27 protein-coding genes and 1 pseudogene are annotated in these 26,396 nt (G+C 70.7%); 18 read left to right on the top strand and 10 right to left on the bottom strand.

Going from position 1 to position 26,396, the window contains the following annotated elements; genetic code table 11:
• Nucleotides 1-208: 208 nt before the first annotated feature.
• The 4 genes from KBO27_RS22665 to KBO27_RS22680 all read right to left on the bottom strand — a co-directional run bounded on the left by KBO27_RS22665 (nt 209) and on the right by KBO27_RS22680 (nt 4,689).
• Nucleotides 209-1,051 (bottom strand): aminoglycoside phosphotransferase, encoded by an 843-nt coding sequence (locus KBO27_RS22665; RefSeq protein ID WP_210971895.1) that lies wholly within the window; start codon nt 1,049-1,051, stop codon nt 209-211.
• The gene (locus tag KBO27_RS22670) at nt 1,051-1,527 is read right to left on the bottom strand and encodes a hypothetical protein (protein ID WP_246537807.1); all 477 of its coding nucleotides are present in this window, start codon (nt 1,525-1,527) and stop codon (nt 1,051-1,053) included. The genes KBO27_RS22665 and KBO27_RS22670 overlap by 1 nt, the downstream gene beginning before the upstream one ends.
• Before the next feature lie 544 nt (nt 1,528-2,071).
• The gene (locus tag KBO27_RS22675) at nt 2,072-3,331 is read right to left on the bottom strand and encodes an MFS transporter (protein WP_210971896.1); all 1,260 of its coding nucleotides are present in this window, start codon (nt 3,329-3,331) and stop codon (nt 2,072-2,074) included.
• Entirely contained in the window at nt 3,328-4,689 is a 1,362-nt protein-coding gene (locus KBO27_RS22680) for an MBL fold metallo-hydrolase (protein WP_210971897.1), read from the bottom strand. Before KBO27_RS22680 ends, KBO27_RS22675 begins: the two co-directional genes overlap by 4 nt.
• 76 nt (nt 4,690-4,765) lie before the next feature.
• On the opposite strand from KBO27_RS22680, the gene KBO27_RS22685 reads away from it, so the two are divergent.
• Nucleotides 4,766-5,425 carry an ArsR/SmtB family transcription factor gene (locus KBO27_RS22685; protein ID WP_210971898.1) on the top strand — a complete coding sequence of 220 codons (660 nt, stop codon included), beginning with the start codon at nt 4,766-4,768 and terminating at the stop codon, nt 5,423-5,425.
• A gap of 93 nt (nt 5,426-5,518) precedes the next feature.
• Nucleotides 5,519-5,671 (top strand): annotated as a pseudogene (locus tag KBO27_RS22690) (MerR family transcriptional regulator); the annotation flags it as partial.
• 129 nt (nt 5,672-5,800) lie between these two features.
• Here KBO27_RS22690 and KBO27_RS22695 read toward each other — a convergent pair.
• From KBO27_RS22695 to KBO27_RS22710, 4 genes are all read right to left on the bottom strand, one after another.
• A complete protein-coding gene (locus KBO27_RS22695) occupies nt 5,801-6,592 on the bottom strand; it encodes a DUF2637 domain-containing protein (RefSeq protein WP_210971899.1) in 792 nt (263 codons plus the stop codon).
• Nucleotides 6,589-6,978: a helix-turn-helix domain-containing protein gene (locus tag KBO27_RS22700; protein WP_246537808.1), complete on the bottom strand. Its 390-nt coding sequence runs from the start codon at nt 6,976-6,978 to the stop codon at nt 6,589-6,591. The genes KBO27_RS22695 and KBO27_RS22700 overlap by 4 nt, the downstream gene beginning before the upstream one ends.
• 151 nt (nt 6,979-7,129) lie before the next feature.
• On the bottom strand, nt 7,130-7,810 hold the full coding sequence (locus KBO27_RS22705) for an MmpS family transport accessory protein (RefSeq protein ID WP_210971901.1): 681 nt from the start codon (nt 7,808-7,810) through the stop codon (nt 7,130-7,132).
• A 264-nt stretch (nt 7,811-8,074) separates the two neighbouring features.
• Nucleotides 8,075-8,824: a FadR/GntR family transcriptional regulator gene (locus KBO27_RS22710; RefSeq protein WP_210971902.1), complete on the bottom strand. Its 750-nt coding sequence runs from the start codon at nt 8,822-8,824 to the stop codon at nt 8,075-8,077.
• 171 nt (nt 8,825-8,995) lie between these two features.
• Here KBO27_RS22710 and KBO27_RS22715 point away from each other — a divergent pair, with 171 nt between their 5' ends.
• The 8 genes from KBO27_RS22715 (at nt 8,996) to KBO27_RS22750 (ending at nt 17,001) form a co-directional block, all read left to right on the top strand.
• Nucleotides 8,996-10,438, top strand: coding sequence for an MFS transporter (locus tag KBO27_RS22715; RefSeq protein WP_210972043.1), 1,443 nt, complete (start codon nt 8,996-8,998; stop codon nt 10,436-10,438).
• A gap of 37 nt (nt 10,439-10,475) precedes the next feature.
• Nucleotides 10,476-11,396: a dihydrodipicolinate synthase family protein gene (locus KBO27_RS22720; protein ID WP_210971903.1), complete on the top strand. Its 921-nt coding sequence runs from the start codon at nt 10,476-10,478 to the stop codon at nt 11,394-11,396.
• Nucleotides 11,393-12,316: an ROK family protein gene (locus tag KBO27_RS22725; protein WP_210971904.1), complete on the top strand. Its 924-nt coding sequence runs from the start codon at nt 11,393-11,395 to the stop codon at nt 12,314-12,316. Before KBO27_RS22720 ends, KBO27_RS22725 begins: the two co-directional genes overlap by 4 nt.
• On the top strand, nt 12,307-13,008 hold the full coding sequence (locus tag KBO27_RS22730; protein WP_246537809.1) for an N-acetylmannosamine-6-phosphate 2-epimerase: 702 nt from the start codon (nt 12,307-12,309) through the stop codon (nt 13,006-13,008). The genes KBO27_RS22725 and KBO27_RS22730 overlap by 10 nt, the downstream gene beginning before the upstream one ends.
• Before the next feature lie 45 nt (nt 13,009-13,053).
• Nucleotides 13,054-14,292, top strand: coding sequence for an MFS transporter (locus KBO27_RS22735; protein WP_210971905.1), 1,239 nt, complete (start codon nt 13,054-13,056; stop codon nt 14,290-14,292).
• Nucleotides 14,293-14,333: 41 nt separating this feature from the next.
• A complete protein-coding gene (locus tag KBO27_RS22740; protein ID WP_132673007.1) occupies nt 14,334-14,561 on the top strand; it encodes a DUF2795 domain-containing protein in 228 nt (75 codons plus the stop codon).
• Between the two features lie 54 nt (nt 14,562-14,615).
• Entirely contained in the window at nt 14,616-15,470 is an 855-nt protein-coding gene (locus KBO27_RS22745) for a M15 family metallopeptidase (protein WP_246537810.1), read from the top strand.
• A gap of 184 nt (nt 15,471-15,654) precedes the next feature.
• Entirely contained in the window at nt 15,655-17,001 is a 1,347-nt protein-coding gene (locus KBO27_RS22750; RefSeq protein WP_210971906.1) for a lipase family protein, read from the top strand.
• A 131-nt stretch (nt 17,002-17,132) separates the two neighbouring features.
• Here the strand turns inward: KBO27_RS22750 and KBO27_RS22755 are convergent, their stop codons facing one another.
• Nucleotides 17,133-17,951 (bottom strand): helix-turn-helix transcriptional regulator, encoded by an 819-nt coding sequence (locus KBO27_RS22755; protein WP_210971907.1) that lies wholly within the window; start codon nt 17,949-17,951, stop codon nt 17,133-17,135.
• A gap of 127 nt (nt 17,952-18,078) precedes the next feature.
• On the opposite strand from KBO27_RS22755, the gene KBO27_RS22760 reads away from it, so the two are divergent.
• Together KBO27_RS22760 and KBO27_RS22765 are read left to right on the top strand one after the other, a co-directional pair.
• Nucleotides 18,079-18,522 (top strand): nuclear transport factor 2 family protein, encoded by a 444-nt coding sequence (locus tag KBO27_RS22760; RefSeq protein WP_246537811.1) that lies wholly within the window; start codon nt 18,079-18,081, stop codon nt 18,520-18,522.
• Complete coding sequence (locus KBO27_RS22765) at nt 18,519-19,364, top strand: NAD(P)H-binding protein (RefSeq protein ID WP_210971909.1); 846 nt, start codon at nt 18,519-18,521, stop codon at nt 19,362-19,364. The genes KBO27_RS22760 and KBO27_RS22765 overlap by 4 nt, the downstream gene beginning before the upstream one ends.
• A gap of 53 nt (nt 19,365-19,417) precedes the next feature.
• Here the strand turns inward: KBO27_RS22765 and KBO27_RS22770 are convergent, their stop codons facing one another.
• A complete protein-coding gene (locus KBO27_RS22770) occupies nt 19,418-20,026 on the bottom strand; it encodes a hypothetical protein (RefSeq protein WP_210971910.1) in 609 nt (202 codons plus the stop codon).
• 122 nt (nt 20,027-20,148) lie between these two features.
• On the opposite strand from KBO27_RS22770, the gene KBO27_RS22775 reads away from it, so the two are divergent.
• The 6 genes from KBO27_RS22775 to KBO27_RS22800 all read left to right on the top strand — a co-directional run bounded on the left by KBO27_RS22775 (nt 20,149) and on the right by KBO27_RS22800 (nt 26,378).
• On the top strand, nt 20,149-20,910 hold the full coding sequence (locus tag KBO27_RS22775) for a PIG-L deacetylase family protein (protein ID WP_210971911.1): 762 nt from the start codon (nt 20,149-20,151) through the stop codon (nt 20,908-20,910).
• Nucleotides 20,911-21,255: 345 nt separating this feature from the next.
• The gene (locus KBO27_RS34680) at nt 21,256-23,739 is read left to right on the top strand and encodes a LuxR family transcriptional regulator (protein ID WP_210971912.1); all 2,484 of its coding nucleotides are present in this window, start codon (nt 21,256-21,258) and stop codon (nt 23,737-23,739) included.
• 23 nt (nt 23,740-23,762) lie between these two features.
• Nucleotides 23,763-23,987 carry a hypothetical protein gene (locus KBO27_RS22785; RefSeq protein ID WP_210971913.1) on the top strand — a complete coding sequence of 75 codons (225 nt, stop codon included), beginning with the start codon at nt 23,763-23,765 and terminating at the stop codon, nt 23,985-23,987.
• A 118-nt stretch (nt 23,988-24,105) separates the two neighbouring features.
• Nucleotides 24,106-25,224, top strand: a complete 1,119-nt coding sequence (locus KBO27_RS22790; RefSeq protein WP_210971914.1) for a hypothetical protein — start codon at nt 24,106-24,108, stop codon at nt 25,222-25,224.
• A 15-nt stretch (nt 25,225-25,239) separates the two neighbouring features.
• Nucleotides 25,240-25,566 carry a hypothetical protein gene (locus KBO27_RS22795; RefSeq protein ID WP_210971915.1) on the top strand — a complete coding sequence of 109 codons (327 nt, stop codon included), beginning with the start codon at nt 25,240-25,242 and terminating at the stop codon, nt 25,564-25,566.
• The gene (locus KBO27_RS22800; protein WP_210971916.1) at nt 25,563-26,378 is read left to right on the top strand and encodes an ESX secretion-associated protein EspG; all 816 of its coding nucleotides are present in this window, start codon (nt 25,563-25,565) and stop codon (nt 26,376-26,378) included. Before KBO27_RS22795 ends, KBO27_RS22800 begins: the two co-directional genes overlap by 4 nt.
• The last annotated feature ends 18 nt before the right edge of the window (nt 26,379-26,396 follow it).

Raw genomic sequence — 26,396 nt, forward strand, 5'->3', positions numbered from 1 at the left:
TTTCTCTGGCCTGCGAGAACAACGACGACTGGTGAGATGTGGGGCCCGCCAGGACGCGAAAGGGAGTGCGGGTGACGTTGGGGGAACGCGCCCACCCTCTTTGAGAGACGTTGTTCACCGACGATGCGCCCTTGGATACCACCTGACCCGGAACGCGGAGAGTGTTTGCCCGAGAACCGGCGCTGCCGGCCTCCCGAGCTGCGGTCCGCTACTCGGCGAGCAGACGGCCGTGAATGCGCAATGCTCGGGCGGCCTCGTGGTGCTGGTCCCTCTCTGCCCGGAGCAGTAGTCGAGCGGCGGCGTAGAGCTGGGCGACGCGACCCGTCGAGGTGTCGAGCACGTCGCGGAACTGCGACAGGACCGCGAGGTAGGTGGTCGGAGCGAGCAAGCTGCAGCACAGCAGTGTCGCTGCGTCGGTGCCCGCCGGACCACGGCCCCATGCTTCCCAGCTCAAGAGCCCGAACTCAGGACACAGCAAGTTGTTCCAGTGCAGATCACCGTGGACGGTCTCCCACCGCTCCACGTGCGTGGGCGCCTGTTCACCGAAGTCTTCGCGGATGCGCCGGGTGACCCGGTCCTGATCGGTATGGACACGACTGGTCGACGTCGCGGCGAGAGTCGCGAGAGTGTTCCGCAAAGTCGACCACCAGGAGAAAGGCATGGGCTCATCGGTTGCCGGGATATCGGTGTTCGAGCACGGATGGCCGGGAAGCAGCGTGGACAGCTCGGCGCGCTGACACCTCCCGTCTTCCCACTCGAACGTGCCCAGCACGCGCGGCCGCGAGATCGTCTCGGGAAGATCGTTCGCGTCGGCGTTGCCGGTCCAGAACTGGCCGTGTGCCCACTGCGGGAACTCCGAGACCACCCGAAGCCACCGATCGCCACCTGAATCATCGCGTGCCTTCGCGCCGATGGAGCGCATCCGTGATCCGAACACGGGATCTCCGGTCACGGTAACGGCCAAGTGCTCGGCGGCCAGGCCGAGATTGCCGCGCATCCAATCGGCAAAGCGACGGTCGGCCTCGGCGATCTCAGCAGAAGTGTGGCCCATTAGGCGACGATGTGACGTAGGGAGCGGTCGGGTTGGGCAAGATAGCGACGCCAGTGGTCGAGGCAATCACGTTCAACCCATTTGACCCGCGGGAACCCGTGCTCGACGACCTCGATGATATTGGCACCGGACGTGGCTGCGAAGATCGGTGAGCCAAGCTCGTGCATGAGCCCGACCAGCGGCAGGCACGAAGTCAACGAGAGCGCCGCCTCAGACTTACCCATGACGTAGAAACCGCGCTTGTCGACCATCTCCCGCAACAGCGCCAGAAATCCTTCCCCATGCGACATCGCCGACGCGTCATCGTTCCAACAACCCGGCACCCAGCCTCGGCCCTCTGAACTGCCGTCTCCGCATGCAGGAAGACCCCTTGTTTCCGGGAGCGCGGGCCGCCGAGCAAATCTGCCGGACCCGTTGTCGCCGACAAGGAAGATCACCGCCTGGAACGTCAGCCCTTCCTCAGCGAACTCGGCCACGCAGGGCACAGTGAACAGCGACCGGTCGCGCTTAGCGCAACCGGGGCGATTGGCCCCTCTGATAAGGCCGCGTCGGACGAACACCACTCTCCCAGGTGTAGGCGTCGTAGCTCGGTAGGTACCCGCCATTGGGTCCGCACAACCCGGCGCCGGTCGGCCAGCATGACGGGTTACAGGCAGGTCCGCAGCTCGACACACATAGAGGATCGCACTCCGCCTTCGGTCACGTAGCGAAGTGGATGCGCAGTGACACGTTGACTCGGCCATACGCGGGCCAGACAGAAGGTCAGCGGGCGCACGCCCGCGCACGTTCACCGTCCTAGACACCGGATCCGGCGGCAAAACGTACGGCACCGACCCTGGACCGACGCGTCCCTAGAAGGACACCCGGAGGGTCAGTTTAGTTGCAGGTCAGATCCCGAACCGGTACCAACCACCATCATCATTGTTTGGTTGACACCTTTGACCAGCCCCAAGGGGTCGAACGGTGTGGTGGCGTTGTAGTCCAGTTAGATCGGGCCGTGGCTCAGTCCCTGGGGGATGGTCATGCCGCGTCCTCGGTGTGGGGGTGGGTTTCGTACATGCGGAGGGCGACGCTGATTCCGGAGGCGAGGCTGAGTGCGGCTGCGGCCCAGACGGCGGCGCGCAGGTCCCAGATGTCGGCGACGATGCCGCCGAGTACGGCGCCGGCGGCGTAGCCGCTGTCGCGCCAGAGCCGGTAGACGCCGACCGATCGGGCACGCCAGCCGGGGTGGGCGACGTCGCCGATGGCGGCCAGCAGGGTGGGGTAGACCATCGCGGTGCCCGCGCCCAGCAGTGCGGTCGCGATCGCCCATGCCGGGAAGGTGCCGACGAGGGCGATGAGAGTGAGGCCGGTTGCTTGGACGAGCATTCCGGTGGTGATGAGGTGCTTGCGTCCCCATCGGTCGGACAGGGCTCCGGTGGCGAGTTGCCCGATGCCCCAGACGGCGGGGTAGAGGGCGACGAGGATCCCGACCTGGTCCACCTCGAGTCCGGCGCCGGCGAACAGCAGTGGGAACAGGCCCCAGGACAGGCCGAAGTTGAGGTTGTTGATCAGCCCGGCTTGGCTGGCGGAGGACAGCGCGGGGTCGGTGAAGGTCGTGCGGACAAGGACTTGCCGGTTGGTCAGATCGGCGTGCTGGCCGGTGAAGCTGCCGGGCTGCGGCTGGCTTGCTTCGAGTCGGGCGTGTTCGCGGGTCTCGCGGACGGCCAGGGTGGACAGGGCGAGGCCGAGCACGACGTAGGCCGCCCCGAGCAGGAATGGTGCGGGTCGCAGCCCGTACTGCTCGGCGAGGTAGCCGGCCAACGCCGAGGTGATCGCGACGGCGCCATACCCGGCGGCTTCGTTGAAGCCCATCGCGAGCCCGCGTTGCCGGGGGCCGACGAGATCGACCTTCATGATCACGGTCGTGGACCAGGTCAGGCCCTGGTTGATGCCCAGCAGGAGGTTGGCGGCCACGATCCAGCCCCAGTGATCAGCCCAGATGAGCATCACCGGTACGGGGATCGCGATGAGCCATCCCGCGATCAGGACGGGTTTGCGGCCGAAGCGGTCGGACCAAGTGCCGGCGAAGTAGTTCGTGGCGGCCTTGCTGAGCCCGAACACGAGCACGTAGGTCAGCAGGACGGTGTAGCCGGTGAGGTGGAATTCCCGTTCGGCCAGCAGCGGCAGGACGGTCTGCTCCTGGCCGACCATGCCGCCGACCAGGGCGTTGACCAGCACGAGCAGGCTGAACTGGGCGAGGTTGGCGCGCAGGCCCCACCGCACCGGGGCGGCACTCATACCCCGTGCTCCAAGGGGCGGCCGGTGACCTGGGCCCAGTCGTCGGGGCCACCTTCGAGGACGGAGAGGTCGCGGTGCCCGGCTCGTTCGAGAACGCTGGCCGCTCCCATCGCGCGTTCGCCGTGCCCGCACATCACGACGGTGGGTGCGCGGGGCAGTGATTCGGCGTGATCAGTGAGGGATCCGAGTTCGACGTGAGTGGAGCCGGGCACGTGCCCGGCGGCGAACTCGGGGACTTGACGGACGTCGAGGACGTTCTGCTGGTTGATCTCCTCGGCGCGCACCAGCCGTGTAGCGGTGATGTCCTGCTCATCGGCGGTCCAGGCGTCCATGCCGCCTCGGAGTTCCCCAACGATGTTGTCGAAACCGATCTTTGTTGCCTGCCAGGCGATCTCGGCCGGGTCCTGCTCATCTCCGCGCACGACGATCAGCGGTCGTTCCGGATCGGCGAGCCAGCCCAGCCACGAGGCGAAGACCGGACGCAGCGGGATCGACAGCGCCCCGGGAATGTGGCCTGCGGCGAACTCGGGTACCAGTCGCACGTCGACCACGTGCGCTCCTTCGGCCAGCAGCGCCCGCACCCGCGCCACATCCAGTCCGGCTGGTGCCGGGTCGGTGTCGAGCACGGCGGGGCCCCGGCGGTTGACCTCGGCCAGGCGCAGGAAGTAGTCGGGAAAGCTGCCCAGCGATCCGGTCAGCGCTGCCACGAACGCGTCCTCGTCCTCGGCCTGCAGCAGCGGGTTGGTGGCCTTCTGCGCACCGATCGTGCTGGTGCGCTGCGCACCGGGCGGGGCCGAGCAGAACGATCCGGCGCCGTGGGTGGGCCAGACGGTGACCTCGTCAGGCAAGCCAGCGAGCCTGCGCAGTGAAGCGTATTGCTGGCGGGCCAGCGGTTCTGTTCGTTCGGGCGAGATCAGGTCGGTGCGCGCTGCCGAATCGACCAGCAACGAGCCACCGGTGAACACGCCGACCGGCTGGTCGCCGTCGAGCAGCAGGAACGACAGGTGCTCGTGGGTGTGTCCGGGCGTGGCCAGGGCGCGCAACCGGAGGCCGCCGAGGTCGACCTCGTCTTCGTCGTGCAGTCCGGTGTGGCGGAATTCCCGGTGCCCAGCGGCCGAAGCCAGAACGCGTGTGCCTTCGGTTGCCGACAACTGGCGGGCGCCGGAAACGAAGTCGGCGTGCAAGTGGGTGTCCGCGGCGAACGCCACGGTCAACCCCCGTCGTCGCGCGGCCTGCTGGGTGGCACGCAAGTCGAGGCTGACATCGACCACGAGCGCGCGCCCGTCTCCCAGATCGACCAGGTAGGCGGAATTGCCCAGGCCCTCGTCGATCAGCGGTACGAGGTCAACGGTGCTCATCGCGAGCGCTCCTTCCGGGCGTGTTCTCCACGTGCTCCCTTTGTTATACACTATTCCATGAAAGATTGGAGGATCGATGGGTGATCGAGACGCGAAGACTGCACTGTTCGATCAGTTCGCCCGTGTCGGCAAGGCACTGGGCAGCGGCAAACGGTTGGAACTGCTCGACCTGCTCGCGCAGGGCGAGCGCACGGTGGACGCCCTGGCAAGAGCCGCGGAACTGGGTCTGACCACCGCGTCGGCGCACCTGCAGACGCTCAAGCAGGCCAACCTGGTCACCACTCGCCGCGAGGGCACCAAGGTCCACTACCGGCTGGCCGGCACCGACGTCGCCGCGCTCTACGCGCTCACACGCACCGTGGCCAGCGCGCACCTGCCCGACGTGGAAGCGGCCAGCACCGCCTACCTCGGTCCCGACGACGCCGAGCACGTCAGCCGCGACGAGCTCCTGCGCCGAGCCGAGAGTGGCGACGTCGTCGTGCTCGACGTGCGGCCCCGTGAGGAGTACGAGGCCGGCCACATCCCCGGCGCAGTGTCCGTCCCCGTGGAGGAACTGGCCGACAAGCTCGGCGACATCCCGGCCGACCAGGAGATCGTGGCCTACTGCCGCGGCGCGTACTGCGTGCTCGCGCACGACGCGGTGCGGCTGCTCACCGCACACGGCCGCACTGCCCGCCGCCTCGCCGACGGAATGCTCGAATGGCGCCTCGCCGAACTGCCGGTGGAAACCACCTGACCTTGACCGACGACCATCCTCCCTCGCGGAGCACCGAAAGCGCGGCACAATGACCGCTGACCTGGGCCAGGCTCAACACACGCCGAGCGCTGCGGCGCCCCGGCGACCACGCTGCGCTTCTACGAAAGTGCCGGACTGCTGCCGGCTGAGAGGACCCCGGCGGACTACCGCGCTGGCGAGGACGCCGTTGAGCGCCTGGCGCTCAACGGCGCCGCCAAACACACCTTCAAGCCGACTCGAAGGTGAAGCGCGAGCGCTCACCAGCTTGTTCCAGACGGTCCCGACCCAGGGCGTTGGGCCTGCGGTCCGGTATGGCCGCAGGCCGGGTGCACAGTCAGCGCTAGATCGACGGGCGTGGCCCGGCCGACCAGCTCCCTAATCCACCACTGCCAGCACCGCTCCGGGTTGGCGTTGCTGGCGGATGTGGCGGGTGAGAGCGCGGGCTCGTTTCGATCCGATGCTGAGCCTCCGGCGAAGCGTGTCGGCTGAAATCGGACGCTGGTACAGGTTCCAGTGCTCGGCGTCGAGCCGGTATGCCTCCTCACATAGCGGATCACCATCCTCACCGTGCGGTGGCCCTGGGGCAGCGTCGGCATTGCTGGCGCCGTGACCAGGCGCGTTGTTCACCACCGTGCGCAGTGCTGGCACCTCCTCAGCCTCTTCGGGAGTCTCCAGCACCGAACTGACCTCGCTCGGGTCCGCCGGGGACGGTTGCGGGGGTGCGGACTCATGAACGTTCTCCCGTACCGTCTCCGCGCGGCGCCGCTTGAGGGCCTGGTTGAGCAGTTCGACCGACAGCAGCAGCGCCAGCGGTGGGCAGGCGGCCACGGCGATGGAGAAAGCGTTCAGCTCGGGCGCGGAGGCGATGTTGGCGCACAGCGAAAGCCCGATGCCGAGGGCAAACGAAAGCCACGCCTTCCACCGCCCGGTGGCGCAATGACGGTGACCGGCCTTCCACAGCTCGATCGTTGCCATCGTCAACAAGCCGTCAACGATGAGCGGCCAGAGCGTGGCGGTGGTCTCGTCGGCACCGAATCGTAGAGCGAACGCGCAGCCGTGCCGATAGGAGACGTAGGCCGCCCCCGCCGCCACCAGCAGCGTGCACGCGCACTGCAGGTGCAACGATCGATCGGGAGAGGGGCTGGCTGTGGATGACGTACTGGTCATCGGGCGTCACCTGCCCGGGGCTGCCCCTGGGTGTCGCGGATCGGGACGTCACGCTCGTGCAGGCGCTGGCGCACGGTGCCCGCAGCGACATCCATGCGTGCGGCGATCCGGGCCAGCGACCATCCCTGGTTGTAGAGCCGGACCGCCTCGTCGATCTGTTCCTCGGACAAGCCGCGACGGCGCATCGGAACACCGTGGCGGTGGAGGATCGTGCTGACGGTGCGGCGCTCGATGCCGAACTGATCACCCAGCTCGTAGACGGTGGCGCCGGACTGGTAGTCCTCGATCAGTTGCTGCACCTGGTCGTCGGGGAGTCGCCGGGTGCGGCCGGGCTTTGCCCGCTTCGGTGTCGGTTGGGACGGTGTAGCCAGGTCCGGCAGCTTCATTCGCAGAGTTTCCAGGGCGCTGACCGGGGCCTTTGTGTTCGAGTAAGCTCCCCCAACCTCCACCCCAGTGACCAGGGCCGATGCTTCCGAGCATCGGCCCTGGTTCTTTTTGCCTGTGCATCTGCCTGTTTTCGGTCTGATGGTGTCGGTGTCAGTACATCTTCGAGCAGGAAACTGAGGCGAATTGGCCCTGGGCGGTCTGCTCGTCCACCACCTCGCCTTCGCGGATGATGCGGCAGCCGACCGAGCCGGAATCGCCCTGGCCGCTGTCCATGTACGACTCGACCGAGGGGGATCGGGTCACCGAGACGGAGACGTAGCCCTCCTTGAGATCCACCCGGTGAGGCAAGTCCACGGTGTTGGAGCTGTGCCCCTGGTCGAAGACCGAGACCATCGCTTCCCCGTCACCGAAGGCCTCCACGTACGCGGCTTGGGCCTGCGCGGGTACGGCTTCCGGAGCGGGTGCGGGAGGCCCTCCTTGGGGGATGTAGGCGGGTGGTCCGGCCGGAGCCGGTGACGGCGAGGTGTTGAGGGTCTTGTCCATCTGACTGGCGAAGCTCGCCCAGGCGATGATGGAGAACACCACGGCGGCCACCCCCAGGAAGAACCCCACCTTGGTCACCACCGGGTTGGAGATCTCGCCCTTGTGGGCCTTGGCCCACCCGAGCGCACCGAAAACAACGGCGATCAGGCCGAGGATGAATCCGATGAGCCCGATGAGCGGAATCCAGGACAGAACGATCCCGATGATGCCGGTGACCAGGGCGGTCACGCCGTAGCCGGTGTGTTCCGGAACGTGAGGGGCCGGACCAGCAGGAGTTGCCGAAGCCATGATTAATTCCATTCCGTGGGCAACAGAATCGGAATTGTTCACATCCCGGTTCTGGGTTCATTGAGCCCATGGCCCTGGTGGTCGCGCCAGGGACTTAAGTCCGCTTGGCCAGGGCGTTGCGGCGTGGAGGCACCGTCCAGCCTTGCTCCAGCTCCACAGGGCTGCTTGGCCGCTGGGCTCGGGTCTGGTGGGTGGGCTTCCGGCTGGTGAGATGTGTTCGCAGCGTCAGCTTTTCGCTGTGGGCGGGGAGGGCCTCCCCGCGGCTCAGTTCGCTCTTTCGTCGAGGGAGCGTTTGATGGGTTCGTAGTGGGTGGTCACTGCTAGGCGGAAGCGTTCGGGGTCTCCTGCTTCTGCTGCTTCGAGCATGTCGCCGTGGGCTCTGGCGGTTCGTTCGAGGTCTACCGCTACTGAGACGCCGAGTTTGGGGACCACTGCTGTGTGGACGTCCCAGAAGGCGCCGACCAGTTGGCCGACGAGGGAGTTGTCGAGGCGGGCGAGGAGGCCGGTGTGGAAGGCGCGGTCTTCGTCCGGGAACGGTGAGCCGCCGGTGGCCTTGGCGACCATCTCCTTCACCAGGGCGTGCAGTTCCGGGTTGGTGGTGCCGCGGAAGGCGTCGACGATGCGCTCTGCCATGGCGAGGTCCAGCGTCAGGCGCAGGTCGATCACCTCGCGGAGGGCGCGGAGGTCGTCGCCGGGGACGAGAACGCCTCGGAAGACCAGTGATTCGACCAGCGCGTCGAGCGACATGTTGCCCACGAACGTTCCGTGGCCGTGCCGGACCTCGACGATGTCCAGCGTGGTCAGCTGGCGGACCGCTTCCCGGACGTTGGAGCGCGAGACCCCCAGGTGCTCGCACAGCTCGGCCTCGGTCGGCAGCAGGTCTCCCGGCTGCAGGCCTTCGCCGAGGATGTAGTCCTTGATCCGGTCGGCCGTCGTCTCCTGGCGAGGGGCCGCCCGCCCGCCCGTCTTCACGCCGGCGGAGCGTCCGCCTGACCGGCGATTGGCAGTGCGCATCTGATCCACTCCTAGTCCCTCTGCCAGAACCCTACCCGACGTAGGACATCAGATCTCCCGGCCGATCAGGCTTTACAACACCCCGCTCCCGGCTCTACGGTTCTGCGAACACCAGACGTCAGACATCCTACGTCGTGAAGCATGGCCTGCAAGGGAGCAGAGGTGCAGCACATGGACGGCCAGAAGGCCGAGGGGAGCTCTTCGGTGCCCTGGTACCGGCAGCTCGAGCGGAGTCAGTGGAAGGCGTTCCTCGCGGCGTGGATCGGGTACCTGCTCGACGGCTTCGACTTCGTCCTCATCACCCTGGTCCTGACCGAGATCAGCGCGGACTTCGGCCTCACCGACGTGCAGGCGGCCACGCTGGTGTCCGCGGCGTTCATCTCGCGCTGGATCGGCGGCCTGGCGATCGGCGCCTACTCCGACCGCTTCGGTCGGCGGGCGGGGATGGTGCTCAGCATCGCCCTGTTCTCGCTCGGCACCCTGGCCTGCGGCCTCGCGCCCAGCTACGGGGTGCTCTTCGCGGCGCGGCTGGTCATCGGGCTGGGCATGGCCGGTGAGTACGGCGCCAGCTCGACCTACGTGATCGAGTCCTGGCCCACCCGGATGCGCAACAAGGCCAGCGGTTTCCTGATCTCCGGCTACTCGATCGGAACCGTGCTCGCCGCCGGCGTTTACAGCCTCATCGTCCCGTCCTTCGGGTGGCGGGCGCTGTTCATCATCGGACTGCTGCCGATCGGCGTCGCCGTGTGGCTGCGCCGCAGCCTGCCCGAGTCGCGGGACTGGAAGAGCCAGCAGGGCAAGGACTCCGACGCCCCGCCGGTCACCGAGACCCTGTTCGGGGGTCCGCGCACGCTGGTGAACATCGCCACCGGAGTGCTCGCGACCGTCGCGCTCGTGGTGATCTTCACCGCCGGTGGTGTCCCCACCTGGCTCGTCGCCGTCCTCGGGCTGCTCGTGGCCGCGGTCTTCGTGTCCTACGTGGTCCAGTTCTCCGGCCCGCGCTGGCCCACCGGACTGGCCGTCATGGCCATCGTGTTCTGCGCCTTCCTCTACTCGTGGCCGATCCAGTCGCTGCTGCCGACCTACCTCAAGACCGACCTGGGCTACTCACCCGCCGAGGCGAGCCAGGTCCTGTCGTTCTCCGGGCTCGGCGCCGCCGTGGGCTGCATCGTCGCCGGGTTCACCGGTGATCGCTTCGGCACCCGCCGCGCCTACTGGGGCAGCCTGCTGATCTCGCAGATCGTGATCTTCCCGGTCTTCGCGGTGGGCGGATCGAGCCTCGTCGTGCTGGGCGCGCTGCTGTTCGTGCAGCAGGTCTTCGGCCAGGGCATCTCCGGTCTGCTCCCGAAGTGGATCGGCGGCTACTTCTCGATCAAGCAGCGCGTCGCGGCCCTCGGGTTCCTCTACAACGTGGGCGCGCTCGGCGGGGCGGTCGCTCCGACCCTCGGCGCCACCCTCGGGGCCTCGATGAGCCTCGGCACCGCGCTGGCCGTGCTGTCGTTCTCCCTGACCACCGTCGTGCTGGTGCTGATCGGCATCGATGCACCCGCCCGCCTGCAACGACTCCTGAGGCCGGACGCCGCCGACGCGATCGACGCTCCGGCCCGCACCTGACCCCGACCGCACGACGAGAACCACGAGGAAGAACCAGATGAGCACCGCTGCGATCACGGGCGTCGTCCCGCCCGTGTGCACCCCGCTGACCCCCGAACTCGACGTCGACACCTCCTCGCTGGAACGGTTGCTCACCTTCCTGGTCGAGGCCGGGGTGGACGGGCTGTTCGTGCTCGGATCCAGCGGCGAGACCGCCTACCTCACCGACCAGCAGCGCGCGAAGGTGATCGAGGTCGCCACCTCGGTCGCCGCAGGTCAGGTGCCGGTCCTCGCCGGTGCGATCGACATGACGGCGCCGCGGGTGCTCTCCCACGCCCGCGCGGCGGCGGGCGCCGGGGTCGACGCGGTGGTGGCGACCGCGCCGTTCTACACGCGCACCCACCCGGCCGAGGTCGAGCACCACTTCCGGACCGTGGCCGCCGGGGTCGACGTGCCCCTCTACGCCTACGACCTGCCGGTGTCGGTGCACACCAAGCTCTCCGCGCAGCTCCTGCTGCGGCTGGCCGACGACGGCGTCATCACCGGGGTCAAGGACTCCAGCGGTGACGACGCCGGCCTGCGACGGCTGCTGCGGATGCGCGGCGGGCGTCGTCCCGTCGTGCTCACCGGTTCGGAGCTGACCGTCGACAACGCGCTGGCCAACGGCGCCGACGGTGTCGTGCCTGGGCTGGGCAACGTCGACCCGCACGGCTACCTCGCGCTCGCCCGGCACGTGCGCGACGGCGACCTCAAGGCCGCGGCCGCCGAGCAGGACCGGCTCGCCGACCTCTTCGGCATGGTCGAGGCCGGAGATCCCGCGCGGATCGGGCCCAGCTCCGCGGGGTTGGGCTCGTTCAAGGCCGCTCTGCACTTGCGCGGCATCATCGACTGCCCGGCGACGATGCCGCCGCAGCTCCCGCTGAGCGAGCAGGAGGTCGCCACGATCCGGACCCTGCTCGACCGGGCGGGACTGCTGTGAGCGACGTCCTCATCGGCGTGGACATCGGCGGCACCGAGATCGTCGCGGGGCTCGTCCACGACGGCGAGAGGGTCGGCGCCCGGCGCAGCTGCCCGACGCCGCGCACCGGCGGACGTGACATCGTCGAACGGGCGAACGGCCTGGTCACCGGCCTGTTGCGGGAGAGCGCCGAGCCGGTTCGGGCCGTCGGGGTCGGTGCGCCGGGCACGATCGACCCGGTCACCGGTCGCGTGACCTCCTGCACCGACACCGTGCCCGGCTGGCTGGGCACCGAGATCGCCGGCCCGCTGTCCGAGCGGGCCGGAGTGCCGGTCGCGGTCGACAACGACGTCCGGGCCGCCGCGGCCGCCGTCGCGCTCGACGAGCGGGTGCGCGAGCACGGGCGGGTCCTGTACGTCTCGCTGGGAACCGGGGTCGGCGGGGCGCTGATCGTCGACGGTCGCGTGCTGCGCGGGCGGTTCGGGACCCACGGGGAGATCGCCCACCTGATCGCGCCCGAACCCGGCCACCTGCCGTGCGGATGCGGACGTCACGACCACCTCGAAGCCGTCGCGGCGGGACCGGCGATCGCCGCCGCGTACGCCGCCACGAGCGACGGCGTCCCGCTCACGTTGCACGAGGTCGCCGCCCAGCTCCGCGACGGTGAGCAGCACGCCGCGGCCGTCGTGGAACGGGCCGGGCGCCTCCTCGGCAGGACGCTGTCCGGCCTGATCACCGCGCTCGACTTCGACGCCGTCGTGGTCGCGGGTGGAGCGACCGCGCTCGGCGCGCCGCTGCTGGACCCGTTGTCCGAAGCGCTCGACGCCGAGTCGCGCCCGCCCGACAGGCGCACACCCGTTCTGCGTCCCGCCACGCCCGATGCACCGGTGCTCGGTGCGGCACTGGTCGCCGCGCACCACCTTCCCGGAGGATGTCCATGAATCGAAACGGTCTGATCCGGCAGCTCGCCGGCGGTCTGATCGTGTCCTGCCAGGCCGGCCGAGGGCACGCGCTGCGCGACTCCGCCGCGATCGCGCGGATGGCCAGCGCCGCCGCGGACGGCGGAGCGCGCGCGATCCGCTGCGGCGGGGTCGGTGGCCTCGACGACGTCGCCGCCGTGCGAGAAGCCGTGGCACTGCCGGTGATCGGGCTGACCAAGCAGGACCGGGACGGCGTGTTCATCACGCCCACGCTCGACGACGCCGTCGCGGTCGCCCGACGCGGCGCGGAGATCGTGGCGCTGGACGGGACCAGCAGGCCGCGACCGGACGGCCTCGACCTGGCGGCGGTGATCAAGGCCGTGCACGACGAAGGTGCCCTGGTGATGGCCGACGTCGCGACGCTGCCCGACGGGGAGCTCGCCGCCGCTGCCGGTGCCGACCTGGTGGCCAGCACGCTGTCCGGATACACCGAGGACACGGCGGGCCGCGTCGGTCCGGGCCCCGACCTCGAACTCGTCGCGGGCCTGCGCCGCGCGCTGCCGGACCAGCCGATCGTCGCCGAGGGCCGGTACCACTCGCCGGAGTCGGTCGCCGAAGCCCTGCGCCTGGGGGCGACCGCGGTCGTCGTGGGGACCGCGATCACCGACCCCACCTGGATCACCCGCTCCTTCGCCCGGGCGGTGGGATCGTGATGTGCTGATCGCAGGCCCTTGCGCGCGTCGAGACACTGGAACGCGATGACGCGAGGGGTGCGGTCGGGGCTGGGGAGTCGGTCTTTTCGCCACCTGTTGGCGGCGTGGGCGCTGTCGTCGGTCGGCGACGGCGTGCTGTCGGCCGCGTTGCCGCTGGTCACAGCGGTGATCACGCGGGACCCGCTGGCGATGTCCGCAGTGGCGCTGGCGACGCTGCTGCCGTGGTTGCTGGTGGCGCTGCCCGCGGGCGCGATCGTCGACCGGTTGCCGGTGCGGCGAACGCTGGTGGTGAGCCACCTCTTCCGGTCCGCGGTGACGTTGTCGCTCGCAGCCGTGATCGCCACCGGTGCCCCGGCGGTGCCGGTCCTGGTGGTGGGTGCGTTCCTGCTCGGCAGCGCGGAGACCTTCGCCGATTCGGCCTCGCAGTCGCTGCTGGTGTCGTTGGCCGGGCCGTCGGAGCTGGAGCGGGCCAACGGTCGCGTGGTCAGCGTCGAGACCACGGGCGTCGAGATCGCCGGTCCGCTCGCGGCGGCGACGTTGTTCGCGTGGGAGCCCGCGCTGTGCTTCGCGGCGGTCGGCGTGGCGCTCGCGGTGGCGGCGCTGCTGGCCCTCGCCGTGCGCGACGTGCAGCCGGCGGTCGCCGAGAGGACGTCGCTGCGGTCCGAAGTCGTTGCGGGACTGCGATTCCTGGTGAAGCAACCCGCGCTGCGCACGGTCGTCGGCGTCGTCGGTGTCACGGCGCTGCTGACCAGCGGTGTGAACGCGGTGGCATTCCTCTACGCGATCGAGGTGGTGCGGCTGCCCGCGGCGTCGGTGCCGACCCTGCTGGTGTGCACCGCGATCGGGACGCTGCTGGCCGCGCCGGTCGCGTCCCGGTGGGCGGCGCGGTGGGGGAGCGGAGCGGTGATGATCAGCGCGCTCCTCGTGCTCGCGGCCGGAATCGCGCTGCTGGGAGCGGTGGCCGTTCCGCCGCTGATCTGGGTCGCGTACTTCGTGATGGGAGTGGGCGCGGGCGCCTGGAACGTGCTGTCGGCGGCGAACCGGCAGCGCCTCACCCCGCGGCCGCTGACCGGCCGCGTGACCAGCGCGCACCGCGTCCTGGCGTGGGGCCTGATGCCGCTGGGCGCGGGACTGGCGGGACCGATCGCCGAGGTCACCTCGTTGCAGGCGGTGATCCTCGGGGCCGCCGTCGTCCTCATCGCGGTCGTGGCGGTCGCGGCGCCCCGCCTCCGCCGCCTGCCCGGTGCAGAGGGGGCGAGTGAGACGAGCGGGTCGAGTGGGTAGTCCTCAACCGGACCGATGACACGCCGCGGGAAGGACAGGACATGACCAAGCGCGATGAGATGCGGGTCGACAAGGCACTGCAAGGACTCGAGTTCCCCGCTGACCGCGAACAGCTCGTCGACTTCGCCACCGACCGCGAGGCCGACTCCGAGACCCTCACCGCACTCCGGTCGATCCCCGCGCGCCGGTACGCCAACAAGGACGAGGTCATCGAGGCCGTCCCGCAGGAACCGGAAGGGGACGCCCCCGGCGGCACGGCTCGCGGCTGACCAGGAGTTTCGCCCGTCGGGCGACTCCGATCGACGATAACTATCGTGACCGGCATGACTCGGGGGTTCATGTCGGTGATGGCGTTCGTGCTGGTGACGGCGGCGTGCGGGACGGCCGCACCGCCGCCGTCACCAGCACCACCTGCGCCCGCACCGCCCCCGGCGCCCAGCTCGTCCGCACCTCCGCCCGCGCCTGCCACGCAGGTGAAGCAGGCTCCTGACGGGTTCGTGCGGCTGCGCGACGTCGACCCCTCGATCGTGGAGGAGGTCCGGTACGCGACGCCGCACAACTTCACCGGCGACCCCGTGCCCGGGTACGACGAGCCGATGTGCGTGCTGACGCGCCGGCTGGCCGAGGCCCTGCGCGAGGCGCAGCAGGGGCTCGTCGCGCAGGGCTACACGCTCAAGGTCTACGACTGCTACCGGCCGCAGCAGGCCGACGACCGGTTCGTCGAGTGGGCGAAGGACGTCGGCGACCAGCGCATGAAGGACGAGTTCTACCCGGGCCTGGACAAGTCGCAGCTGTACTCGGCGGGCTACATCGCCGAGAACTCCGGGCACAGCCGGGGCAGCTCGGTCGACCTGACCCTGGTGCGGCTGCCCGTGCCGCCGCAGCGCGCCTACGTGCCCGGCGAGCCGCTGGCCTCGTGCGCGGCGCCGGTGGGGCAGCGGTTCCCGGACAACGGCGTCGACATGGGCACCGGCTTCGACTGCTTCGACGACAGGGCGCACACCGACGACCCGCGCGTGACCGGTGAGGCCCGCGCCAACCGGGAGAAGCTGCACGACGCGCTCACCGCCGTCGGGCTGAAGGGCTACACGGGGGAGTGGTGGCACTTCAACCTGCCGCAGGAGCCCTTCCCGGACGAGTACTTCGACTTCCCCGTCAACAGCGCGGCCTTCCGCTGAGAGCCGATTGTCCAGTTCTCGCCAGGGCAGCGGGCGTCGTTGTGCTGCGCAACTTTCCGGGTGGTGCGTCGTTGTTCACCCCAGAAGTCGACCCGGTCGACGACGCGCACGGGTCGCGGTGATCGGCCGCGGACCCGATCGACTCGCGCAGTTCGCACCATCCAATGACGCAGGGAGCGACCGCATGCCCCGATCCGCCCACCACCCGCCCGCCGTGGCGCGACGGCTGGTCACAGCCACCGCGTTGTCGCTGGTCATCGCCGGTTCGCAAGCCGTGCCCGCGATCGCCGACGACGCGCCCAGCACGCCCGGCATGGTCAGCGCCGGGTTCTACGACCCGCCCGCTGAACTGCCCGCGGCCGACGGCGCCCTGGTGCGCACCGAGGAGCTGCCGCTCGCGCTGAGCCTGCCCAGCATCGGCGGGAAGCAGCTGCCGGGCACGGCGACCCGTCTGATGTACAAGACGACCGATTCCAACGGGCAGCCCGCAGCGGTGACCGGCGCCTACATCGAGCCGTCGGCTCCGTGGCGCGGCGAGGGCCCGCGCCCGATGGTGGCCGTCGCGCCCGGGACGATGGGTCAGGGCGACTCCTGCTCGGCCTCGATGGGTCTGGAACGCCCGATCAACTTCGACGGCAACTCGGTGTCGGTCGGCTACGAGGACATCGCGATCTACCGGCTGCTGGCCGAAGGCGCGGCCGTGGTCGTCACCGACTACGTGGGACTGGGCACCACCGACCGGCTGCACACCTACGTGAACCGCGTCGACGGCGGGCACGCGGTGCTCGACGCCGTGCGCGCGGCCCGTCAGCTGCCCGACACCTCCGTCACCCCGGACTCGCGCGTCGCCCTCTACGGCTACAGCCAGGGCGGCGGGGCCACGGCCTCCGCCGCCGAGCTGCAGCCCGACTACGCCCCGGACGTCCCGCTCGCCGGTGCTTACGTCGGCGCCCCGCCCGCGAACCTCACCGAGGTCGTCGAAGGCATCGACGGCAGCGCCCTGGTCGGCGCGCTCGGCTGGTCGCTCAACGGCTTCATCCAGGCACACCCCGAGCTGCAGCCCGTCGTCGACGAGTACCTCAACGAGGACGGCAAGGCCGCGCTGGAAACCCTGTCCACGTCGTGCGTCGGCGACGGCATCGCGCGCTTCGCGTTCCGCCGCAGCGCCGAGTGGACCACCACCGGCCAGACCCTCGGCGAGGTCGTCGAGGCCGAGCCCGCGGTGCGGAACGTCCTCGACGACCAGCTCATCGGCACCCGGAAGCCGGCCACGGCCGTCCGCGTCGCCACCGGCGTGCAGGACGACATCGTGCCGCACGACCAGGCCCGGCAGCTCGCCGTGGACTGGTGCGACCAGGGCGGTGAGGTCACCTACCAGCCCGTCCAGATCCCGGACCTCGGCAAGGGCCTGCTGACCAACCACATCACGCCGCTGCTGGCCGATCAGACCAACGCGATCTCGTGGCTCACCGACCGCCTCTCCGGGGCGGCGGCGATCAACAACTGCAACACCCTGCCGGACCAGCCCTGACCGACTCGAGTCGACGGGGCCACGAGCACGCGCTCGTGGCCCCGTTCGCGTGAGGGGGTTGTGGTCCGAACTGACCGGGCGAAACGGACGTTGAGCACGGACGGAGCCCCCGGGCAACGCGCCTGGAGAACTCAGCGCGGGGTGAGGGCTTGGGCCGCCGGGGTGTTCGGGGTGGCCGTGTACATCACGAGCTGGAGGTTGCTGCCCGCCAGCAGCAGGGTTTGGAGATCGAAGTCGAGCACGCCCAGCCGGGGGTGGTGCAGGCGCTTGCGGAGGGTCGTCCTCGGGCGCACGTCGTGGTCCCGCCAAGCGGCGGCGAAATCGGGGCTGCGGGAGGCGAGCTCGTTGATCAGCTCGCTCAGGGCGCGGTCGGTCGGGTAGCGGGCGCTGGCCGTGCGCAGCTGGGCCGCGGTGTGCTGGACGAACTCGCCCTCCTCGCCGGGCGGGGCGGAGCAGAGCGTGTCGCGCAGCAGCAGCGGCAGCTTCAGCGCGTTGCGGTCCTCGGCGGGGATCCGGCCGAAGTCGGTGATCAGCGCGACCGCCGCGTCGTTCCAGGCCACGATGTCCTGCCGCTCGTCGACCAGGTAAGCCGGGATGGGGCCGAGCTGGTCCAGCAGGTGGCGGGTCTCGGCGGGCACGGGCCGACGTTCGGCGGTGGCGGGCGGGATCTGCCCGGCCAGCCGCGCCATGTGCTCGCGCTCGGCGTCGGTGAGCCGCAGCGCCGCGCTCAGCGCGCCCAGCACCTCCGGCGACGGGTGCGAGACGCGGGCCTGTTCCAGCCGCTCGTAGTAGTTGACCGAGATGCCCGCCTGCGCGGCGACCTCCTCGCGGCGCAGCCCCGGAGTGCGCCGGGCCCGCTTCCCCGGCGGGTCGACGGCGGCCGGAACCCGGTCCGGGTGCAGCGACTCCCTTCGCCTGCGCAGGAAATCGGCCAGGTCAGCTCTGCTCACCCGACCAGAATGGCACGGCCCGGCGGGCTTAGGCACCCACTGGCGTTCCGGGGCTCAGCCGGCAGTTCCCGAGCGGCACCGCCGCGACCAGGCTCGGTGGCACGACCCGATGAGCGCTGGAGGGACGATGCCGCGCACTCCTGAAGAAACGATGCGCAGACTGCTGGACCTGATGCTGGCGAAGGACACCGACGCCGTGGCCGACCTGTGGGCCGAGGACGGCATCACCGAGTTCCCGTTCGCCGCAGGGGATTCGCCGCGCAGCCTGGCCGGACGCGAGGAAGTTCGCCGGTACCTCGCCGAATTCCCGCAGGTGTACGACATGCGGGAGGTTCCCGCGTTCACCGCGCACCGCACGCAGCGGCCGGACACCGCGATCGTCGAGTACCACGCGACCGGGCGGTCTCTGCGCACCGGGAAGCCCTACCGGATGGACTACGTCGTGGTGATCACCGTCCAGGACGGGCTGATCACCCGCTTCCGCGACTACTGGAACCCGCTGGCCAACGCCGAGGCGTCCGGAACGCTGCCCGAGCTGGCCGCATCGCTGAACTCGGAGGTCGCCCGATGACCGTTCTCGTGACCGGCGGAACCGGGAAGACCGGATCCGCCCTGGTGGATCTCCTGCGCGCCGACGACGTTGAAGTGCGGGTGGCCAGCCGCAACCCGGTGATCGGCGACCCGAGCTCGATCCGGTTCGACTGGCACGACCCGGCCACCCACGTCCCCGCGCTGCGCGGCGTGGACTCGGTCTTCCTGGTGGCTCCGGTGAACTCGGTGGACCCGATGCCGCTGGTCGCGCCGTTCCTCGCCGAGGCGAAGCGCCTCGGGGTGGCTCGCGTGGTGCTGCTGGGTTCGGCCATCGTGCTGCCGAACGCGCCCAGCGCGCTGGACATGGCGGACGCGGTCCGGGCCGAGCCGGGCTGGGTCGTGCTGCGCGCCTCGGCCTTCATGCAGAACTTCCTCAGCCCGCACCCGGTGGGCGAGCGGATCCGGCGGCACGGGGAGATTCGCACGGCAGCGGCGGACGGACGGGTCGGGTGGATCGACGCGCACGACATCGCCGCCGCCGCGTTCGCCCTGCTGCGGCCCGGCGCCGAACGCGCAGGTCAGAGCGACTACCTGCTGACCGGCCCGAAGGCCCTGAGCTACCGGGACGCCGCGGCGATCATCACTGCTCGCACCGGTCGCGAGGCCCGCCTGGTGGAGATCGGAAAGGACGAGCAGGTCGCCCACTACCGGGCTTCGGGCGTCTCGGAGGAGTTCGCGGCGAGCATCGCGGCGGTGGAGGACGGCATCCGGGAGGGCCGGGAGGACCAGGTGAGCACCGCGGTTCTCGACCTGACCGGCCGCCCGCCCCGGTCCTTCGAGGAGTTCGCCGACGCCCACGCGGCGGCGTGGTCCGACGCTTGACCGCGTCGAGCGCGGCCGTCAGCGTCTCCGTGATCGTCGGAGTCCACTGAGGATCACCACGGGAAGGCGTTGAGCAGGCCGGCACCGAAGGCGCTCAGGGCGACGGCGGCCGAGACCAACGCGAGGACGTTCGTCCTGCGCAGGCGGCCCATCGACCGGAGGGAGTTCACCTCGGCGTCCGACTCCATCCGGGCGAGCCTGTTGGCGATCGAGTTCAGAGCGCCCGGCTCCGCACCTCCGGGCGTCGGCTGCGGGGCAGCGGGCGAGTAGCCCTGGTCGTAGCCGACACCGGGCGGTGACGCGGGAGCCCCGCCGAAGGCCCGATCCTCGTCCTCGATGATCGGCATCGGGGTGAACCCCGGATCGGTGTCCTCGAACTCGCTGATCGCGACGGCGCCGGACCGGTCGGGGCCGAGGTCGCGCTGGAGGCTGACGGACTCCATCGTCGTGGCGATGGCCCGCAGTTCGTCGACGACGAGCTTCATGGCCCGCGACGCTTCGCGCGCCTGCCGCTCCTGCTCGCGCTGCTGCCGGTAGCTGAGCCGGAACGCCCAGATCGACAGCAGCGTGGCCGGGACGGCCAGCACGAACGAGCCGATGCTGCCGAGCCACGAGGTCGTCTCCAACGGGCTCACCGGGTCCTGCGTCAGAAACCACCGCACGCGGCGAAGATTACCGGAACGCGCACCGCGAAAACTGCTGTTCGACGGCTTCGCGGCCTGCGGCGGGCAGGTGGGCGCGGGTGCAGAATCGGGGGCACGTCCAACCGAGGGGGCTCGTTGCGATGACCGAGTTGTTGCCCGCTCTGCCCGATGAGACCTTCCGGCGCGTGCTCTGCGTCGTCGCACACCCGGACGACATGGAGTACGGCACCTCAGCGGCCGTCGCGCGCTGGAGGTCGCGGGGCATCGACGTCGGATACCTGCTGCTCACGCACGGTGAAGCGGGCATGCCCAACCCGCCGGAGGAGACCGCGGCACTGCGCTTGGCCGAGCAGCGGACGGCGTGCGAGACGGTCGGCGTCGAACACCTCACCGTGCTCCAGCACCCCGACGGCGTGCTGGTCTACGGCCTGGACCTCCGCCACGACATCTGCCGCGAGATCCGCCGCTTCAAACCGGATGCCGTGGTCGGCACGCCCTACGAGATCGAGACGCCCATGGGGTTCAACCAGTCCGACCACCGCGTCGCGGGCCTGGCCACCATCGACGCGATCAACGACGCGGGCAACCGGTGGATCTTCCCCGAGCAGATCGACGACGACGGCCTCGACACGTGGAGCACCCGGTGGTTCCTCCTCCCGGGGATGGCAGGCGAGCTGGACGCGACGCACGGCGTGGACGTCACCGGCAGGCCGATGCAGCTGGGCGTCGCCTCGCTGGAAGCCCACGCCGCCTACCTGGCCGCGATCCCGGAGCACCCCGCCCCGGCCGACTTCATCCCGAAGATCCTCGCCGCCAACGGAAAGCTCCTCGGCACCGAGCACGCCGTCCTCTTCCGAGCCGTGGACCGGCACTCCCCACCAGACTTCCTCGAAGACCTGTGAGGAAAGTTCGCTTGCTTCGCGTGGCGGTGCGGGTGGCGGAACCTGAGCGGCTCCGTGGTCTCCGTGCGCCACTCCTTGAGCATGTCCACTACGCGGCGTCGCGGCGTACTCGCCACGAAGCCGCTGAAGAACCCGCGGCGGTGCGGGCTGCGTAGGTGGTGAATGAGAATGCGGCTCCGCCGCATCCACGCGCGTCTTGGGCGCTGTGAACTGCGTCGTGGCCCGGCGTGGGTGCGGTCGCCTGCGAGCAGATCGGTTTCGGTAGGTGTTCTGCCGAAAGCGGTGTGGGGCAGTGGGGTTCGTCGTAGTGTGGTTCTGGAAGGTCGTGGAACAGCTGGAGGTGGCGTGACGTTCGTCGGGCGGGACGATTCGTTGCGCGTTCTGGCCGATGCCACCTCGGCCGCGAAGGTCGGGCAGGGGTCGCTCGTCGTGGTGCGGGCCGACCCCGGCATCGGGGTCACCGCCCTGCTGGAAGCGCACCTCGCGGCGATGCGGGACTCCGGCCTGCACCTCAACCGGGTTCCGGTGCTGCGGCCGAGCGGACGCACGTCGCTGTCGGCCGGGACACCGCACTGGGGCGAGCCCGCGATGATCGTCATCGACGACCTGCACCACGCCGACGACGACACGCTGCTGACTCTGCACGGCCTCGCGGAGGAGATCTACGGCCGCCCGCTGCTGGTCGTGGCGGGTCGGCACCGCGGCGTCGCACCGGAGCGCTTCGCCGCGCTCGACCGGTTCGCCATCGTGCACGACCTGGCCCCGCTGGACGACGACGCCGTCAGCGCGATGCTCCAGGGGCCGTCGCCGAACGCGGCCGCGGCCGGGGGAAACCCGTGGCTGCTCAGCCGGATCGACGACGCGGACAGGGTCGCGCAGGTGACCTCCTGGGCCGCGGACCTGGCCGGTTCCGACGTGCACGTGCTGCGCTGCGCCGCGCTGCTGGGCGATGCCGCCTCCGTCGACGACCTCGCCGCGGTGGCCGGTGCGACGCCGAGCGACGTGCTCTCCGCCGTCGGGAGGATGTCCGCTCGGGGCTTGGTCGACGAGTCCGGCGGCGAGGTGCGGGTGCGATACCCGCTGGTGCGCGACGACCTCGCCGCCGCCTCGGCGGGTGTGCGCGGCTCGGTGGCTCGCGCGCTCGCCGACCGGGGAGCACCCGCCGAGCGCGTGGCCGACCAGCTCGCTCACGCACCGGTGGACCCCTGGACCGTCGACTGGCTCGCCGAACGCGCCCACCAGCTGACCTCCCGAACCACACCGGCCGTGGCGCGACTGCTGGAGCGGGCGGTGGCCGCGCTGCCGCCCGGCGACCCGCGGTTGCCCGAGCTGCGGGTGGCGTGGGTCGAGGCCCTGCTGTGGAGCGGCCGGACCGAGCAGGCGCGCAGGGCCGCTTCCGAAGGTCTGCTGGCCGATCCGGACGAGACCCTCCGGCACCGGCTGCTCGTCGTGCTGGGCGTCATCGCCAACGGTGAGTTCGACGCCGAAGCGGCACTGGCGGTGTGGGAAACCGAACGGCGAGAAGGGGAACTGCCCGCACGGCTCGCCGCGCTCGATGCCTACGCCCACCTGCTGGCCGGAGACCTGGAGGCCACCCAACGCGCGGTGTCCCGGGCGAGCCGGGCGGCGGCCGACGACCCGCTCGTCGAGATCTACCTGTGCAACGTCCGCGCCATCGGGCAGTGCCTGCTCCGCGACTACGCCGCGGCCGGTGAGCAGCTGGACCGCGCGTCGGTGCTGCTGGAGATCTCCGCCTACGACCGCGCGCAGTGGCTGATGTCCCGGTTGCTGCGCGCGGTGCTGCAGAACCTCGAACACGACCCCGCCGTCACCGAGACCATCGAGCAGGCGCGGCCGGTCGCCCGCGAACTCGGCCTGGGCTTCCTGCCGTGGACGCACACCATCGCCGCGGTGACGGCGCTCAACTTCGGCGAGTGGGACCGGGCGCTGGCCGAAGTCGAGGCAGGGCTGGCGCTTCCGCACCAGCACGGCATGGCGGGACCGCTGCACGCGGTCGCGGCCACGATCCTGCTGAACCGCGGGGACCTGCCGACCGCGCGCGTGCACGCCGAACTCGCCGACGAGGCCGACCTGTACGGCGTGGCGATGTTCTACGAGTCCTTGATGATGGTCACCCGCGCCGTGCTGGCCGGCGTCGACGGCGACCTCAAGCGGGCGGTGGACGTCGTGCGCGACGTGGTCGACCACGACGTCGGGATGCGCCACGACCGCTCCGTCGCCCCGGTCTGCGTCCCGCTGGTGCGCATCGCCGTCGCCGGGGGTGAGCGGGACCTCGCCCACCGCCTCATCGACCGGATGCGGGAGTGGAGCGACGAGGACGACAGCAGGATCGGCTACTGCACGGGCCTGGTCGACCGCGACGTGGACCGGCTGCTCGCCGCCGCGCAGGACTTCGCCGACAACAGCACTCCGCTGGCCGCCGCCCAGGCCGCGCAGGACGCGGCGGTGGCGCTGGCCGCCTCCGGCAGGTCCGACGCCGCCAAAGCCGCCTACCAGAGCGCGATCGACGGGTTCGCCGCGATGGCGGCCCACCGGGAGATCGACCGCACCGCCGCTCACCTGCGCTCCTACGGGGTGCAGCTGGGCGCGTCCGGCCCGCGCGGACGTCCCAAGCACGGCTGGGACAGCCTCACCGGCGCCGAGATGCGGGTGGTCGAGCTCGTCGCCCAAGGGCTGACCAACCGCGAGGTCGCCGAGCGGCTGATCCTGTCCGTGCGCACCGTCGACTCCCACGTCTCGCGCATCCTGCGCAAGCTCGACTGCTCCTCCCGCCTCGAACTGGCCGTCAAGTACCGCGACCGCTCTTGAGGGCTGTTCCAGGCTCATCTTGCTTGGCGGTGCGGGTGGCGGAACCTGAGCGGCTCCGTGTTCTCCGCGCGCCACTCCTGATGTATGCCCACTACACGGCGTCGCGGCGTGCTCGCCACGAAGCCGCTGACGAACCCGCGGCGGTGCCGGTTGAGTCCCGCACCTGGAGCAGCGGCTGCGCCGCATTCCAGCTCCCCGGCCCGAACATCAGCAACATCACCGATGTTTCGGACGTCGCCTTCTGGTGATCTTTCGGTACCGCGCTGGAGGAGCGCCGCTGGCATGGGGGCAGCGGGCGCGTTTGGCCTTCCAGCGCCGCGACTTCGGCCGCGGGTACCGGCCGATCAGAGGAAGGCAGAACCGGACATGACCGAATCCGGAGAGGTGAACGTCGTCGCCGCGGCGTCCGCTGGGGTGCAGGACTTGGCGAGGGCGACCACGTCCGTGCTCGAGGAGGCCGGGCCGGTCGGCGAGCTGGGACAACCCGTCGTGCGCACCCTCACCAACGTGTGGGAGGGCTACTTCGGCTCGCCGATCCCGCCCGAGGGCACCAACTGGAACGCCTACACCCACGAGCAGTTGTACGCGATGGTGTGGGAGAACGCCGACGTCGCCGACGTCACCGGTGTCGCCGACGAATGGGGCAGGCACAGCACCGAACTCGCCGGTCACGCCGATGCGATGCAGCGGCACCGCGCGGAGATGGGCACGCACTGGACCAGCGAGTCCGCCGACGCGGCCACCAGCAGGCTCGGGCGGATCGGTGACCGAACGTCCGGCGTCGGGGAGCGGGCGAGCACCGTGTCCCACGCCGCCCAGAACGCGGGCGACGCGCTGGCTTCCGCCCGGAACTCGATGCCGCCGCCTCCCGGGGACGCGACCGGAGCCGTGATGGGCACCGGCGTCGCCGGGGCGGGCGCGGGTGCGGTGGTCGGCGGTGTCATCGGTGCCGCTGCCGGAGGGGTCGGCGCGGTGCCCGGCGCCATGATCGGCGCGGCCGTCGGTGCCGCCGCCGCAGGAGGGACCAGCATGTTCCTGGCCTCCGCCAACGCCGCCGAGAAGAAGGCGGAGGCGGTGCACGTCATGTCGCAGTACGAGGCCGCGTTGCGCCGCAGCAGTGCCGCGATCGCTCCGGCCGGAGCGCAGGGCGCCGACTGGGGGTCGGCGCCCGCGTCCACCTCGGCGGCCGGGTTCTCCGGTGCGGGTGGAGCGGCCACCGGCGGCGGATCGCCGTGGGCGAAGTTGGTCGGCGGCGCCGATCCGCTGGGCGGAGCGGGCCGCGCGGGCGCGGGACTCGGACTGGTCGGCGCGAGGGGCGTGTTCGGCGGTCTCGGCACTTCCGGTGCCGGCGCGAACGGGGCGGCACCCGCACGAGGAGCCGCCGGTTCTGACGACGACGAGCAGGTGCACGAGAACAAGCTGCCCACCATCGACCAGGGACTTTTCGACGACGACCGACCGGCCAGCGCGCCGGTCATCGGCTGAGGCGGGAGTGGACCGTTGAGCGGATACCGAGTCACCACCGAGAACCTCACCGCGCAGGTCGGCGAGCTGTCCAGGGTCGGGGAGCAGACCGAGCGCCTGGTGACCTCCGCGCGGCAGCTGGCCGAGCGGATGCCGATGCTGGGCACCGCGCCACCGGCCCTGCACCTGGCGATGCGGCTGCGGCAGAGCGCCGGCGAGTCCGGGCTGACGCACGAGATCACCGCGGCGCACACCGAGCTCGGCGACTTCCACAGCGCCCTGCACGAGACCGCCACCGGCTACGAGAACACCGACACCGCCGCCGCGGACGCGCTGCGCGGCACCGAGGGGACGGCGACATGACGACCGCGCTCACCCGTCCGCGAAGCGACGGGATCCACTTCGGACAGATCGAGCTCGACCTGCTCGCCACCCACGCCGGGGTGAGATGGCCGTTCCCGCTGCGCATCCCGTCGTTCGGGCGCATCGCAGGGGAGCGGGAGGTGCTGTTCGCCGCGGCAGGGCACACCCTGCGGGCGCGCGGGCTCGCCGATGAGGACGGTCCGGCGGGAGCCGCCGCCGAACTCCTCGACGCGCTCCGGCAGCACCGGGGCACCGTCGACCTGGTGGTGGTCGCCGAATCCGGGGCCACGGGTGTCCTGGCGATGGTCTACCGCTCCTCGGCGCTGATCTTCGAGCAGCCGCTGGACGACGATCCCGCCGGTACCGTGCGGATCCGCCGCATCCCCGCGAACGCGCTGGTCGACGAGCTCTTCGCGCTCGTGCCGGAGCGGGAACCGGCGAGGTCGATGCCGATCAACCTCCCGCAACGCGTGGTCGACGACGTCGCCGAGCTCGACCGCATCGACGACGACAGCACCAAGCGACGGCGCTTCCGCGAACTCGTCCGGGACTGCGGCGGCGATCCCGGGGCGCTGGACCGGCTGGTCAGCGTGCTCCCGGCGCTCACCGGTCGCGGCCAGCTCGGCGCCACCCGGCGCACCGGCGGCGGGCACCGGCGCCAGGGGCAGGAACTGTCCTGGTTGGACGGTCCGCACGGGCGGCTGCGGGTGAGCCGGACCGACGGCGGTTGGGTGAGCATCAACCCGCTGCGACCAGCGGTCGTGCGCGCGGCGCTGGCGGACCTGGTCGCGATCGCTCGCGAACAGCGCTGACCTTCGAGAGGAATCACG

Origin of the sequence: Saccharopolyspora endophytica, assembly GCF_018070075.1 — a bacterium.
Classification (GTDB): domain Bacteria; phylum Actinomycetota; class Actinomycetes; order Mycobacteriales; family Pseudonocardiaceae; genus Saccharopolyspora; species Saccharopolyspora endophytica.

Coding starts and splice junctions, on each gene's coding strand:
- KBO27_RS22665 (WP_210971895.1), bottom strand. CDS start 1,051: ATGGGCCACACTTCTGCTGAGATCGCCGAGGCCGACCGTCGCTTTGCC.
- KBO27_RS22675 (WP_210971896.1), bottom strand. CDS start 3,331: ATGAGTGCCGCCCCGGTGCGGTGGGGCCTGCGCGCCAACCTCGCCCAG.
- KBO27_RS22680 (WP_210971897.1), bottom strand. CDS start 4,689: ATGAGCACCGTTGACCTCGTACCGCTGATCGACGAGGGCCTGGGCAAT.
- KBO27_RS22685 (WP_210971898.1), top strand. CDS start 4,766: ATGGGTGATCGAGACGCGAAGACTGCACTGTTCGATCAGTTCGCCCGT.
- KBO27_RS22695 (WP_210971899.1), bottom strand. CDS start 6,592: ATGACCAGTACGTCATCCACAGCCAGCCCCTCTCCCGATCGATCGTTG.
- KBO27_RS22700 (WP_246537808.1), bottom strand. CDS start 6,978: ATGAAGCTGCCGGACCTGGCTACACCGTCCCAACCGACACCGAAGCGG.
- KBO27_RS22705 (WP_210971901.1), bottom strand. CDS start 7,810: ATGGCTTCGGCAACTCCTGCTGGTCCGGCCCCTCACGTTCCGGAACAC.
- KBO27_RS22710 (WP_210971902.1), bottom strand. CDS start 8,824: ATGCGCACTGCCAATCGCCGGTCAGGCGGACGCTCCGCCGGCGTGAAG.
- KBO27_RS22715 (WP_210972043.1), top strand. CDS start 8,996: ATGGACGGCCAGAAGGCCGAGGGGAGCTCTTCGGTGCCCTGGTACCGG.
- KBO27_RS22720 (WP_210971903.1), top strand. CDS start 10,476: ATGAGCACCGCTGCGATCACGGGCGTCGTCCCGCCCGTGTGCACCCCG.
- KBO27_RS22730 (WP_246537809.1), top strand. CDS start 12,307: ATGTCCATGAATCGAAACGGTCTGATCCGGCAGCTCGCCGGCGGTCTG.
- KBO27_RS22735 (WP_210971905.1), top strand. CDS start 13,054: ATGACGCGAGGGGTGCGGTCGGGGCTGGGGAGTCGGTCTTTTCGCCAC.
- KBO27_RS22740 (WP_132673007.1), top strand. CDS start 14,334: ATGACCAAGCGCGATGAGATGCGGGTCGACAAGGCACTGCAAGGACTC.
- KBO27_RS22745 (WP_246537810.1), top strand. CDS start 14,616: ATGACTCGGGGGTTCATGTCGGTGATGGCGTTCGTGCTGGTGACGGCG.
- KBO27_RS22750 (WP_210971906.1), top strand. CDS start 15,655: ATGCCCCGATCCGCCCACCACCCGCCCGCCGTGGCGCGACGGCTGGTC.
- KBO27_RS22760 (WP_246537811.1), top strand. CDS start 18,079: ATGCCGCGCACTCCTGAAGAAACGATGCGCAGACTGCTGGACCTGATG.
- KBO27_RS22765 (WP_210971909.1), top strand. CDS start 18,519: ATGACCGTTCTCGTGACCGGCGGAACCGGGAAGACCGGATCCGCCCTG.
- KBO27_RS22775 (WP_210971911.1), top strand. CDS start 20,149: ATGACCGAGTTGTTGCCCGCTCTGCCCGATGAGACCTTCCGGCGCGTG.
- KBO27_RS22790 (WP_210971914.1), top strand. CDS start 24,106: ATGACCGAATCCGGAGAGGTGAACGTCGTCGCCGCGGCGTCCGCTGGG.
- KBO27_RS22800 (WP_210971916.1), top strand. CDS start 25,563: ATGACGACCGCGCTCACCCGTCCGCGAAGCGACGGGATCCACTTCGGA.